The 13201-nt window shown below is 39.4% G+C and carries 11 protein-coding genes; 3 read left to right on the top strand and 8 right to left on the bottom strand.

Translation table 11 applies throughout. The annotated features are described in order from the left end of the window. Nucleotides 1-222: 222 nt before the first annotated feature. Nucleotides 223-1545: a dihydroorotase gene (locus C7B70_RS16450; RefSeq protein WP_106370098.1), complete on the top strand. Its 1323-nt coding sequence runs from the start codon at nt 223-225 to the stop codon at nt 1543-1545. A gap of 26 nt (nt 1546-1571) precedes the next feature. Here the strand turns inward: C7B70_RS16450 and C7B70_RS16455 are convergent, their stop codons facing one another. Genes C7B70_RS16455 through yvcK form a run of 3 tightly spaced genes read right to left on the bottom strand, consistent with a single transcriptional unit; the run spans nt 1572 to nt 4100 of the window. Further along, complete coding sequence (locus tag C7B70_RS16455) at nt 1572-2237, bottom strand: LysE family transporter (protein ID WP_106370099.1); 666 nt, start codon at nt 2235-2237, stop codon at nt 1572-1574. Nucleotides 2238-2245: 8 nt separating this feature from the next. Then, the gene (gene tsaE, locus C7B70_RS16460; protein WP_106370144.1) at nt 2246-2695 is read right to left on the bottom strand and encodes a tRNA (adenosine(37)-N6)-threonylcarbamoyltransferase complex ATPase subunit type 1 TsaE; all 450 of its coding nucleotides are present in this window, start codon (nt 2693-2695) and stop codon (nt 2246-2248) included. Between the two features lie 13 nt (nt 2696-2708). Further along, complete coding sequence (yvcK, locus tag C7B70_RS16465) at nt 2709-4100, bottom strand: gluconeogenesis factor YvcK family protein (RefSeq protein ID WP_106370100.1); 1392 nt, start codon at nt 4098-4100, stop codon at nt 2709-2711. Nucleotides 4101-4457: 357 nt separating this feature from the next. Here yvcK and ruvC point away from each other — a divergent pair, with 357 nt between their 5' ends. Further along, a complete protein-coding gene (gene ruvC / locus C7B70_RS16470; protein WP_106370101.1) occupies nt 4458-4988 on the top strand; it encodes a crossover junction endodeoxyribonuclease RuvC in 531 nt (176 codons plus the stop codon). Between the two features lie 40 nt (nt 4989-5028). On the opposite strand, the gene C7B70_RS16475 is transcribed toward ruvC, so the two are convergent. Then, nucleotides 5029-6870: a PP2C family serine/threonine-protein phosphatase gene (locus C7B70_RS16475; protein WP_106370102.1), complete on the bottom strand. Its 1842-nt coding sequence runs from the start codon at nt 6868-6870 to the stop codon at nt 5029-5031. Between the two features lie 257 nt (nt 6871-7127). Next, nucleotides 7128-8375, bottom strand: a complete 1248-nt coding sequence (locus C7B70_RS16480) for an aspartate aminotransferase family protein (RefSeq protein WP_233220967.1) — start codon at nt 8373-8375, stop codon at nt 7128-7130. A 260-nt stretch (nt 8376-8635) separates the two neighbouring features. On the opposite strand from C7B70_RS16480, the gene C7B70_RS16485 reads away from it, so the two are divergent. Continuing rightward, entirely contained in the window at nt 8636-9706 is a 1071-nt protein-coding gene (locus tag C7B70_RS16485; protein WP_106370104.1) for a TrkA family potassium uptake protein, read from the top strand. Here the strand turns inward: C7B70_RS16485 and C7B70_RS16490 are convergent. The 3 genes from C7B70_RS16490 to C7B70_RS16500 are packed head-to-tail and all read right to left on the bottom strand — an operon-like array spanning nt 9703 to nt 13138. Beyond that, entirely contained in the window at nt 9703-9909 is a 207-nt protein-coding gene (locus C7B70_RS16490; RefSeq protein ID WP_106370105.1) for a glycogen debranching protein, read from the bottom strand. The genes C7B70_RS16485 and C7B70_RS16490 overlap by 4 nt on opposite strands. Further along, the gene (locus tag C7B70_RS16495) at nt 9906-10400 is read right to left on the bottom strand and encodes a GNAT family N-acetyltransferase (protein WP_106370106.1); all 495 of its coding nucleotides are present in this window, start codon (nt 10398-10400) and stop codon (nt 9906-9908) included. The genes C7B70_RS16490 and C7B70_RS16495 overlap by 4 nt, the downstream gene beginning before the upstream one ends. Before the next feature lie 35 nt (nt 10401-10435). Continuing rightward, nucleotides 10436-13138: an EAL domain-containing protein gene (locus C7B70_RS16500; protein WP_106370107.1), complete on the bottom strand. Its 2703-nt coding sequence runs from the start codon at nt 13136-13138 to the stop codon at nt 10436-10438. Nucleotides 13139-13201: the final 63 nt, after the last annotated feature.

Here is a 13201-nt window from a genome sequence, read left to right on the forward strand (position 1 = left end):
AAACGACATCGAGCCGTGGGTAAAGAAACTGGCACTCGCGAGCTAGAATGAGCGCTTCAACAACACTTGATCTCAGCGTCGTTCGCGGCGGCTAGTACGAAAAACTTTATCGTTCTAGAAGTCTTTGGGGAGCCACCTTCGGGCAATTTGGTACTTTGTCCACGCTTACACTAAATCATTACTTCCGTAGGACTACTAATTTTTTAACTGTCAAAAATTACCATGCCCATTAATTCCAGCTTACTTATCCGCCACGCCACAATTATGCTTCCTAATGGGGAATTTATAGTTGGAGATGTGCTGGTGCGCGATCGCTTAATTGTCCAAGTTGCTCCAGAAATTTCTATCCCAGGTATTCAAGAGATAGACGCAACAGGGTTAACTTTGTTGCCAGGAGTTATTGACCCCCAAGTACACTTTCGTGAACCAGGCTTAGAACACAAAGAAGACCTGTTTACCGCTAGTTGTGCCTGTGCCAAGGGTGGAGTTACATCTTTTTTAGAAATGCCTAACACGCGCCCGTTAACCATCACTCAGCAAGCTCTTGATGACAAGCTGCAACGGGCGGCGCAAAAGTGTGTAGTTAATTATGGTTTTTTTATTGGTGCTACTTCCGAAAACTTACCAGACTTACTAACGGCTCATCCCACTCCAGGCATAAAAATCTTTATGGGTTCGATGCACGGCCCATTGCTAGTAGATACAGAAGCAGCCTTAGAGGCGATTTTTGCCCAAGGGCAGCGTTTAATTGCCGTCCATGCTGAAGATCGCGCCAGAATTGAGCAAAGGCGGTTAGAATTTGCCGGAATCCACGATCCAAAAATTCATTCGCAAATTCAAGACAATCAAGCGGCTTTACTTGCTACTCAACTTGCGGTAAAACTGGCTAATAAGTATCAACGCCGCCTGCATATTTTGCACTTGTCAACCGCCGAAGAAGCAGAGTTTTTGCGTCAAGATAAGCCAAGCTGGGTAACGGCGGAAGTAACGCCCCAACACTTGCTATTAAATACTAATGCTTATGATACCATCGGCTCTTGGGCGCAGATGAATCCGCCTCTGCGATCGCAGCGCGATAACGAAGTTCTCTGGAAAGCTTTATTAGATGGGGTTATAGACTTTATTGCTACCGATCACGCGCCTCATACTTTAGCAGAAAAAGCCCAAGAATATCCCCTTACGCCCTCTGGAATGCCTGGAGTAGAAACATCGCTCCCCTTAATGCTAACGGCTGCTAAAGAGGGACGATGTACAGTGGCGCAGGTGGCAAATTGGATGTCTACCGCCGTAGCTAAAGGTTACGGTATTGCTAATAAAGGTGCGATTTCTCCGGGCTATGATGCAGATTTAGTATTGGTAGACTTAAATACTTATCGCCCAGTGGTACGGGAGGAATTGTTAACTAAATGCGGTTGGAGTCCTTTTGAAGGCTGGAAACTTACGGGATGGCCAGTAATTACTATTGTTGGCGGTCAAATTGTCTACGAAAACGGCAAAGTAAATACACAACTGCGGGGTGAAGCTTTAAAGTTTACTAATAATTAATTACGAGATATTTCCCCCCCCTTTTTTTAAGGGGGATTTCCGAGGAAATTTAAGTTACGGGCTGTACTCAAAACATCTTCTAAAGCTACTTTTATTCCTAACCCAATTAAAATTACTCCCATAGTTTTTTCTAGATAATGAGACATCGATAAAAACCGATTTTTAACAATGGGGTGAGAAATCGTTATTGCTAATAAGGTAAACCAGCTTAAAGTAAACACAAACATTTGCAATCCGTAAAGCGCTCTTAAGCTTGCAGGCGTATTTGGGCTAATAACTTGGGTAAATAAACTAAAGAAAAATAAAGTAACTTTTGGGTTAAGTATATTAGTTACGAAGCCAATTTTTATTGCTTGTAATCTAGTGAGGTCGTGCTTTGATTTTTCTGTTGTATTTTTTCTATTTGGTTTAGCTTTTAAGGATTTGTAGCCAATGTAAATTAAATAAGCTGCGCCTAAAAGTTTGATGGTTGAAAATAAAATAACTGATTTAGAAATAATTAGCCCAATTCCAACTAGCGTATAAGTTACATGAACTAAAATCCCTAAAGATATACCCAAAGCTGAATAAATGCCCGTACGGCGAGAATAGATTAAACTATTGCGACAAATAATAGCAAAATCAGGGCCAGGACTCATAATTGCTACTAACTGAATAAGCGTAATAGTTAGTATTTGAGCATCTAAAGACATAGTTATTTTTATAACAATTCATCTAATTCGAGCGAAAGACCAAAATCACAAATTTCTACCTGTCTTTGGTCGTTTTCATAAGTTAAAGATAATTTTAAATAAGCTGGCGGTTTAAATACCAATCTCTCCGCCCATTCAATGGCAACAATTCCTAAAGGATATTCCCACTCATTCCAGTAACTTTCTAAATTCAACTGCTTAACTTCTTCAGTTTGTAAACGATATAAGTCTAGATGATACAGAGGTAAACGTCCTTGAGTGTACTCGTTAACTAGGGTAAAAGTTGGGCTAACAATTGCTTCGGTAATTCCCAAACCTTTACCAATTCCTTGAACTAAAGTAGTTTTACCACTACCTAAATTTCCCTCTAATAAAAGTACGCTACCAGCAGCTAAAAGTTGTCCTAACTTTATCCCCAATAGTTGCGTAGCTTCCGCATCAGCTAGTAAAATTTTCAAAGGGGTTGCACCTTTAACCATAAGAGCGACTGTACCAACGCAATAAGACTCCTGCTAGACGCTGAGGATTGTGTCTAACTACACCCGTTGCCTCATCTTCATCCATAACATTTGCTAGAATAACGCGCCGCCCTAACTTTGTAACCAATTCACGATCAAGAAATACTGGATGGGAGTCTTCTTGAGCATAACGTTTTAAACTGCGGGGAGATGGATCTTGTTTGTGGACTAGCACGGCATTAAATAAATTTTCTCCACAAGCATTATCGATCGCTCTAATATGATCGGAAACGGTATAACCATGAGTTTCCCCAGCTTGAGTCATAATATTACACACGTAAATGCAGGGTACGGGGGGAACTCTACCGCCTCTGTTGCGCCTTAAAGCGATCGCTTCTGTTATTTCTGGTACTAATAAATTAGGGATAACGCTCGTGTAAAGGCTGCCAGGCCCAATAATAATACAATCGGCTTCTTCAATAGCTTGGATTACTTTAGGTAAGGCGGGAGGATTTGCGGGAATACTACCAATTTTGAGAATGCTTCCCCCAGCTTCGGTAATATTTGACTCGCCTTCAATTATTCGCCCGTCGGCTAATTCTGCCCACAAGCGCATATCCGATAGAGTTGCAGGTAATACTTTACCTCTTACTGCCAATACATCAGAACTTGCTGCAATCGCTCTTTCCAAGTCTCCGGTAATATCACTCATTGCTGTCAAAAACAGATTACCAAAACTATGACCCGTTAAACCATCACCTGCTGTAAATCGATACTGAAATAGCTCCGTTAGCAGTGTTTCCTCTGATGCCAGCGCCGCTAAACAGTTGCGAATGTCTCCCGGTGGCAAAACACCATTTTCTCTCCGCAATCGCCCAGAGGAACCGCCGTCGTCTGCTACGGTGACAATTGCTGTAATGTTGTTACTATAAGTTTTCAGTCCTCTAAGTAAGGTTGATAAGCCTGTACCACCGCCAATTACAACAATTTTTGGTCCACGATGTAAGCGACGGTAACTAAGTAATACGTCGATTAATTCTTCTTCACCTTCGGGTCTTAAAACTTCGGTAATTGAACTAAGTGTACGAGTTTGTCCCCAAAAAACTAAGAGTATCCCCAATAGTAAGATTAATGGGCCGCTAATATAGTTTGGCAAAAAATTAGCGATCGCGCTTACTAAGTCTTGAATGAGTTGAATTGCATAAAAAATGGGTGTCAGTTTCACCCATATAGCCAAACCCAAAGCTGCAAGTACCACACCACCAGCACTTATTAGCAACCAGCGCTTAACCGATAATCCTGGCGAAAGCCATTTAAACCACTGGCTAAGTCTATACTGAGTCCGATTGCGCGACTCTTGCCTAAATAGGTTTATAACTTGTTTGAAATAATAGCTGATGGACATAGGCTAACTTGACCGCAGGATGATACACCAGATAGCTAGTAAGCAAGGCTGTTTGAGTCTTAATTTAGGCTTATCCGTTCATTACTTTACTAGCTTTGAGGACGTTGAGGTTTACTTTTTAGTTGCGCTAACGGTTTGTAGATGACAACACATATCTTATCTAATTAAGGTTCAATAAAACTATCCAAGTGCTTCCCTTGGCATAAAATATTTCCTAAATTAACAATTTAGAGTTATTAATTGTTAATTTAGGAAATAATAAGTTTTTTACAGTTAACTATCTTATTATTTCACTTAGTTATTTTAGATGTAAAAATGCTAAATACATCTTTTTTACAGTACCTTTAAGGCTTTCGGATGAAAAAACGTATTTTAGGCTTAGATCCGGGTTTGGCTATTTTAGGTTTTGGAACCATTTGTTATCAAGCAAAACAACCTCCAGTTATGGACTTATCCAATTCTTCTAACCTGATAGCTCAAGTAGTAAGTAAGTCAGTAACCCTATTAGATTTTGGCGTAATTAAAACTAATGCTAAAGAAGAAATGGGTAAGCGACTTTGTATTATTTACGACGACTTAAATACACTGATGGAGCAATGGAAGCCCGATCTGGTCGCTGTGGAAAAGTTGTTTTTTTATCGGATGGCAAATACTATTACGGTAGCTCAGGCTAGGGGGGTACTGATGTTAGTATTAGCGCAACATAAAGTTCCTTTTGTTGAGTTTACACCTGCTCAAATTAAGCAAGCACTTACAGGCTGGGGTAATGCGGATAAGCAAGAGGTACAATCGGCTGTAGCACGAGAATTAGAGTTAGATTATATTCCGCACCCTGATGATGCGTCGGACGCTTTAGCAGTGGCGTTAACAGCATCTTTTCAATTATAAAAATGTGGCAGGTTTTGTTTCATAGCCTAAAGAGAAAACTTTAATATTGATTTAATAAATTACATTTCATTGCGACAATTGTTGCATTATCACGAGCGCCTCTTGTTAATACTAAATCAATCGTATTATTCACTGCTAATTTTAAGTTTAGATTTACTGTAAAAATTTCTGCTAACTCCGTTGGAGGTATTAAGTCCCATACCCCATCGGAGCAAAGTATCACAATATCGTCTTGTTCTAAAAGTATTGATAATTCTGAATCAAAAGATTGCAATGTTTGTACATAGCTAGGATCTAAAATGTCTTTTGAACCAATGCACTTAGTCAATACATTTCGCTTTTTGTGTTTGTAACTTTCTGCATAGGTAATATCACCTCTCGCAAGGAGCATAGCCACTAAAGAATGATCTTCGCTCAGTTGACATATCATATTTTTGCGAATCAAATAAATGCGACTATCTCCTACGTGGGCAATTCTTAAATGGCGTGAATTAGCCCAAACTACACTTAAAGTAGTACCACCTTTAATCACATTTTCCCTAACATATTTATTTGCTTTTTTAACTACAGCAACTAACCATTCGTTGCATTTTTCTTCACTATAATCAAAACAATCAATAGGTGTTTCTATTACTTTTTTTACTGCCAAATAACTAGCAAGTTCTCCGTGGGCTAAACCTCCCATTCCATCAGCTAAAACTGCCAAAATTATATTTTTGTAACTGCTAGAATATTGCTGAATTCCATAACTATCTTCGTTATGCAGACGTTGCATTGATAGCCCAATTGTAGAGCGACTTGCTACGTCCCACTGCACCTTGCAACTACTAACTGTTTGTTGTGTTTCCTTTAAAACTTCTGTTAATTGAGCTAGGGAAATTCGTTCATCTACAATAGGGAAAAGACAAAGGCTAATAATTTGATGAATGCCTGGTATGGGTAGAATAGTCGAGAAACTAACATTAGGCTTAGTATTGGGCAATTGTTGGTAAATAGCCTGGTAGAGCAAAACACCTATAATATAAGCACTCATTCCTGCACTAACCGGACAATCAAAAGCAATTTCTGGAGCGCAATACTTAGTCTCTCTAACAAATACAACCTTTTCACCGACAAGACGAATATTAGTTAAATCAAAAAATTTGATTGTCGAATTAACTTGAATAAATTGAGGGATTACTTGAAAAAAACACCAATCTTGCTGATAAGCTTGCTGAAATAATTGGCAAACTTGATTAGTTACTTCTAAAGCTAATTCGTAGCTGTGTTTTTTCTGTAACCAAATATCTAAAGTTTGTGCTTCTGTTGGCAGATAACTTAGTAAAATTAGTTTTGAATTGGGTGAGATGTTAGGAAGTTCTGCGGAGTCATCTTCTAAATAGTCATAGTTTTCGGTTTCTTCCCAATCGCCATCAAAGTAGCTTTCAGTATTTGTTACAACGTTGTCATTATTAGCTGTTTGATTTAGGTCTAATTTGTTCGCAGAGTTACTCTTTGTTAAATAATTTTCAAGTACAAAGTCAGTTTGTTGAATGAACTTTGTATCTAAGTTTGGGTAATTAAAGCTTCCTTCTGAACTACCCTCTTTAGAAATGTTTGAAAATAGTTCTACTTCTTCTATGCAAAAAGTAATAAGTTCAGATATTGCGCTATTTTCTTTAAGTACGTGGCGTAACTGCAATTCACAGCTAAGTCCGCCATCCACATCGCCAATACGCAGTAAACCTGGCTTCTTAAAATTTAGGTTGGGATCAGTTCCAATTTCTTGAATGGTGACTTGGTAATAATTTACATCAGCAAATTTACCTAAATGTAATTGGACGACAAGATAAAAGTTATTTAGTTGAAAACAGGTATCCTCTTTAACAATTAGACAGGACATATTAGCAAGTATATTTATGGAAAATAACTATCCTAGAATAATTTATTAATTTATCTAAGTATTATTGATAAGATTCTAGGCTATTTTTTAACTGTTGCCAAAAACAAAAGCTAGAAAGCTAATAAATTCATCAAGTATTTGCATCTAGTCTATGTTTGTAAACTTTTAACAATACAAAAAAAACAATTAAGAAGGCTACAATTCCCTCTTAATTATTTTCCTGAAAATTTGGATAAACAATAAAGTGCGATCGCTTACTAAACCAAAACTTTCATCGCCTGTTCTACAGCCTGTAAAGCCGTGTTGACCTCAGACTCAGAAACAATTAATGGTGGCACAAAACGAATAACTTTGGGCCCAGCAGGAACAAGCAATAAGCCTTCACTCATTGCCGCCTTGACTACATCGCCAGAAGTTAAGGGAATATTTTGAGCTAGTTCCATGCCATTAATTAAACCCCAACCGCGCACTTCTGCGACAATATTTGAATATTTCGCAGCCAAGGCTTGCAAGCCAGTTCTTAGTTGTTCGCCGCGCTCAATGACGTTTTGGAGCAAGGAGTCGCCTTCTATAGTTTCTAGGACGCATAGCGCCGCCGCACACGCAAAGGGATTGCCCCCAAAGGTACTAGCATGATCGCCAGGGGTAAAGACATCGCAAAAAGACTTACACAGCACGGCTCCGATTGGGATACCACCGCCCAAACCTTTAGCACTGGTAAAGACATCTGGCTCAATACCTAAGTTTTCGTAACCCCATAGTTTGCCAGTTCTCCCTACACCTACTTGCACCTCATCAAGCATCAATAAAATGCCCGTTTCGTCGCAAATATCGCGGAGACGTTGGAAATAAGCGCGATTTCCAGGACGCACGCCGCCCTCTCCCTGCAAGGGTTCTATCAAAATTGCCGCCACACCGCGATCGCCTGCATCTAGTTCAGTGATTGCCGTTTCTACAGCTTTGATATCGTTGTAAGGGACGTAATGAAAACCTGGAACTAAAGGACTAAAATCTTTTTGGTACTTTGGCTGCCCAGTAGCTGTAATAGTTGCTAAAGTGCGTCCGTGAAAGCTATCTTTGGCAGTTAAAATAATTGGCTCATCAATTTTTTTTACTGTATGGGCGTACTTACGGGCAAGTTTAATCGCACCTTCATTTGCTTCTGCGCCAGAATTGCAGAAAAACACCCGCTCCGCGCAAGAAGTATCGATTAACTTTTTCGCCAATTGACCTTGAACGGGAATATAGTACAAGTTGGAAACATGATGCAGAGTTTTAATTTGCCGTGTTACTGTTTCAACTAAGGCGCTGTGAGCGTGTCCTAGGGTACAAGTAGCAATCCCCGCTACAAAGTCTAGATATTCTCGTCCTTGAGTGTCCCAAACCTTGCAGCCTGCGCCCCTTTCCAAGGCTAAGGGAAAGCGCCCGTAGGTAGTCATTACCGATTCGTTGAAGCTAGTGGGATCGTAGGTATTACCCAGTACGGGGGCAGATTCGGCGGGCATAGAAAGATTTGCAACTAAATCTATACTCATTAATTACTCCTTAAAGGCTTATTTATTTTTATCAAGTTTAATCGCTGGCAGTTAAAACTTTTGTTTGATTTGATTCAACTAGCAATATTTACCCAGAAATTTGGCGATCGCCTAAAACTAAAGTCGGCTGAATTTGACTCTAGAATTTTTAAGGTTGCTTAAACCATACTACTTATTACATAAATCAATCTCGTATAATCCAACAAAGCTAACCGCGACGGCAAACACTTGTGTACTCAACCTTCGAGCAAAAATATAACCGCATCCAAAAAGAGTTATTTGCTGGTGCTGTAGCCCTTGGCGGTGTCTTTCTAATTGGCACTTTGTGGTACTGGCTGGTAGAGGGGTGGACGTGGGAAGATGCGGCTTACATGACCGTGATTACTCTTGCTACTGTTGGTTTTGGGGAAATTAACCCTTTAGGCAACCGGGGGCGTTTGTTTACTATCTCCCTGATTTTAATGGGAGTGGTTACGATTGGTTATATTGTTAATCGTTTTACAGAAGCTCTAATTGGAGGTTACTTTCAAGAAGGAATTAGACTTAGGCAACAACGGCGGGCAATGGAATCACTTACAGGACATTATATTATTTGTGGTTGCGGACGCATTGGGCAACAAGTGGCTTTAGAATTTGCCGCCGAGGGGGTTTTATTTGTCACTGTTGACTTAAATATTGCTTCAATTCAAACGGCGCAGGAATTGGGACATATTGCAGTTCAAGGGGATGCTACCTTAGATGAAACTCTGCACAAAGTTGGCATTGAAAGGGCGGTAGGATTGGTGGCGGCGTTGCCTTCGGATGCTGAAAATTTGTATACGGTGCTGTCGGCAAAAACTTTAAATCCTAACATTCGGGCGATCGCTCGCGCCAGTAACAGAGAAGCGTTGCAGAAGCTCCAACGAGCAGGAGCCGACGCTGTAGTCTCTCCCTACATCACTGGTGGTAAAAGGATGGCTGCGGCGGCACTCAGACCCCAAGTAATGGATTTTGTTGATGGTATCCTCACCGGAGCCGACCGAGAGTTGTATATGGAAGAATACCGTCTAGATCCGGCGGTTTGTCCCTGTATTGGTCAAAGTCTAAGAGAAGCAAGGTTGCGGAGTCAGTCGGGGGCTTTGGTACTAGCTATTCGTCGAGTTGATGGGAGCTTGATTGGTGGGCCGACGGCGGAAACTATTTTGATGGCGGGAGACTTGCTAATTTGTATGGGTACGGCGGAACAGTTGCGACAAATTAATCAAATTTTAGGCCCAATTGGTCATCGAGTTCCGCGTCCGCCTAAGCACGGTAACAATTAGTCTAATTTCAAAGCATTAACTGGTACTTCATCCCAGGTTGCTACAGTTCGCATATTTGCTACCCATCCGGCGGCTTTTTGCCCATCGGTTAAATTATTAGCAAAAGAGTCATGACAATCTTTTGCCTGCCTTTCATCCTGACAAGCTATACAAGCATGAATCATTCCCGATGGATCGATTTGTTCGTTTACCCAAATAATCAAGGTTTATTCCTCCTTTTAGTTGATAACTGACTTAGTAATTCTCCTGTAACTCTGCAAATGCGCCAGTCTTGTAGCACTTCTGCGCCCATCTGCTCGTAAAAGGCGATCGCATCTTTATTCCAATCTAAAACGCTCCACTCTAATCTTCCATAACCACGCTCTACCGCAAGATTGGCTAAATACCCTAAAATCTCTTGACCAATGCCTTTACGGCGGTACTTAGGTAAAACAAATAGGTCTTCTAAATACATTCCTGGCTGAGTGAGAAATGTAGAATAATTGGGAAAAAATAGGGCAAATCCGGCTGTTTCTCCGGCATACTCGGCAATTATTGCCTCAACGTAAGGATGGGAACCAAATAAATGTTCCTGCAAAGCTTCTACATTTCCAGTAACTGAGGTAGCTAACTTTTCGTACTCCGCCAGCGCTTGGATCAAACTAAACAAAGTGCCTACGTCATCCGGTTCTACTTGACGTAATCTCAAATCCATAGTTAACAACACCGATTCACGATTGCTTTTAGATTTTAACTAGAGATTTTGCTGTTTTGACTACTAATATCTAAGGCGCAGGGTTTACCAATAGCGTAGCCTTGGGCATAATCTACCCCAAGAGATTGAAGTTTTTGGTAAATTTCCTCAGTTTCGACAAATTCAGCAATGGTTTGGATTCCCATCACTGCCGCAATGCGTTTAATAGATTCTACCATTTCTAAGGCGATCGCATTTTCCGTAATTTCTTGAATAAAAGACCCATCAATTTTTACATAATCTACTGGTAAAGCTTTGAGATACGTAAAAGATGACATTCCACTGCCAAAATCATCTAGAGCAAATCGACAGCCAATTAGTCTTAACTTATTAATTAATTCCGCCGCTTTCTTTAAGTTTGTTATGGCGATAGTTTCTGTAATTTCAAAACAAATAATTTCTGGAGGAATATTCGTCCTTGCAAACTGTTGTTGCACAAAGGCAAAAAACTCAGCATCGTTAATACTAGATCCAGATAAATTTACCGCATACAAATTTGGTAAAGTCTCAATTGGACAAGATTCCCAAACTGTTTGATATTGCTGTTCTAAATGAGCAAAAAGCGTAGCAATTACCCACCGATCAATCTGTTGCATCAAATCGTATCTTTCGGCGGCGGGTAAAAACTCTGTGGGTAGTATGATATTACCGCTTTTATCTTCTAAACGTAAAAGAACTTCGTAATGTTCTTGTTTTATCTGGCTATTTTCAATTGGGACAATTTTTTGATAGCAAAGTCGGAAATGATTATTTGAGAGCGCTTGAGGAATAATTAAACCCCACTGTGTCTCACTTAATCTTTGTACTAATTCACTCTCACTATTGTTATAAATATGTACTTGGTTCCTACCTCTCTTTTTAGCAGTATAACAAGCGCTGTCGGCTGCACTTAAAGCCATATCTAGATTTTTACAACTATCATTAATAGCAGCTATGCCAATACTTACACCAATAGAAAATGTTTGATTGCGCCAGGAAAAAGTAAATTGAGAAACACGCTCTCTTAGACCATCGGCAATTTCTACGGCTAGATGAAGGGGACAATTGTAAAGTAAAATTCCAAACTCATCTCCGCCTAAACGCGCCAATGTGTCAGTGTTTCGCAAACTGGTTTGAAATAAATTGCTTACTTGTTTTAATAATTCGTCGCCTGCTGTATGACCGCAAGTATCATTGACAACTTTAAAGCGGTCGAGGTCTAAATAACACAAAATATGTTGGGGTTGCGAACTTTTAGTAGATAATAAAGCTTGTTCCAAACTTTGCTCAAAAGCACGTCTATTTAATAATTCTGTCAAGGGATCGTGAGTAGCTTGCCAAGATAGACGTTTTTCGCTTTCTCGTAGAAAAGCTTCAGCTTGTTTGCGAGTTCTAATATCTCGAAGCACAATACACAAAGCGTCTTTTTCTTCGTAGGCGATCGCATTGGCGCTAAATTCGACATCAACGGGCAAATCGTACTTGTGATAAAATTGCCATTCACCAACCAAAGGAACATTAGTTTCGGCAATATTATTAATAGCATCATCAATTTGCTGGCGATCGCCTACTATAACGTCGTAAAGCGTATTTTTCTGCAATTCTTGCCAAGAAAAACCAAGCAAATCAAGTAAAGCCTTGTTAGCCTCAATAAAACTCTTACTACTAGCATCAATTAGAATAATCCCTTCAGAGGCTTGAGTAACCACTGCACGATAGCGTTCTTCTCGCTCCTGTCTTTCGTAATAAAATAGTAATAAATGTTCTAACATTGGTAGAGCGATCGCACCAAACAATAATCCAATAATGCACAGAGCTATTAGAAGGTAACTTAAGCTTTTTTTAGTTTGAACATTATAAGTGTCTCTAGAATTGTCTACCCGGGTTATCGCTGCTGGCTGACCGTAGATATCACTTAATGAAGCGTACCCAGCGATAACTTTGTTATTTAGCACTTTAACAAAAATTGGATTTTTTGCGGATATATTTGCACGAGCAATTTGTAAATCTGAAGATAAGTTATTGTCATTTAAAGCTTGCATTGTCAACGATAAACGGGTTGCTTTAGCTAATTTATCGGTTACTTTAGTATCTATATACCGCCCAAAAATTAATCTTCCCCTTGGTGTTCCTCTACCTTCGCTATTTAAAATTGGTCGAGAAGAAATTAGCATCAAACCTTCGGGTATTGCCATTATCCCCGCTAAACTATTATTGGGATTGGAAGGCTGCAACAAAATATTGTTTGGCTCAATACTTTTGCTAATTGTTCCGGGTATTCTAGTTTTTTGTTTGTTATTTAGATCGAACCCTGTACCAAAAATTATTTTGCCGTTCGAGTTAACATAAATTACTAAATTTATGTCTAAAAAGGCAATTTGTTCATTAGTCAAGTTTGATTTAATATATTGTTGATTTCCGTCAATAATAAAATTGTAAGTATCATCCCAAGCTGACCAATCAAGATAGCGATTGCTAAAATCTTCAATATTTTGAGTAAAAACTCCCGTAACTCCTTCAACTAATTGCTTAGAGTCTTGTTTCTCTATTTTTTCTAGACTGCTAGATAATATAGTTGAAGCTGTAGCATAAAAAATACTAATTAATGTAAATAATGATACACAAAATATACTGCGTGTTTGATGACGAAGCCTTTTGGACTTACTTGTTTTAGTCTGTTTTATCAAATTAACATCATGGTTTTTTAGTAGCGATCGCATTTTGGTAGCCTGTATAATGCCCCAATTAGATTGTTATTAAAGTTGATACAGAGCGGCAGTAAG

The sequence above is a fragment of the Chlorogloea sp. CCALA 695 genome, assembly GCF_003003885.1.
Taxonomy (GTDB): domain Bacteria; phylum Cyanobacteriota; class Cyanobacteriia; order Cyanobacteriales; family Chroococcidiopsidaceae; genus Aliterella.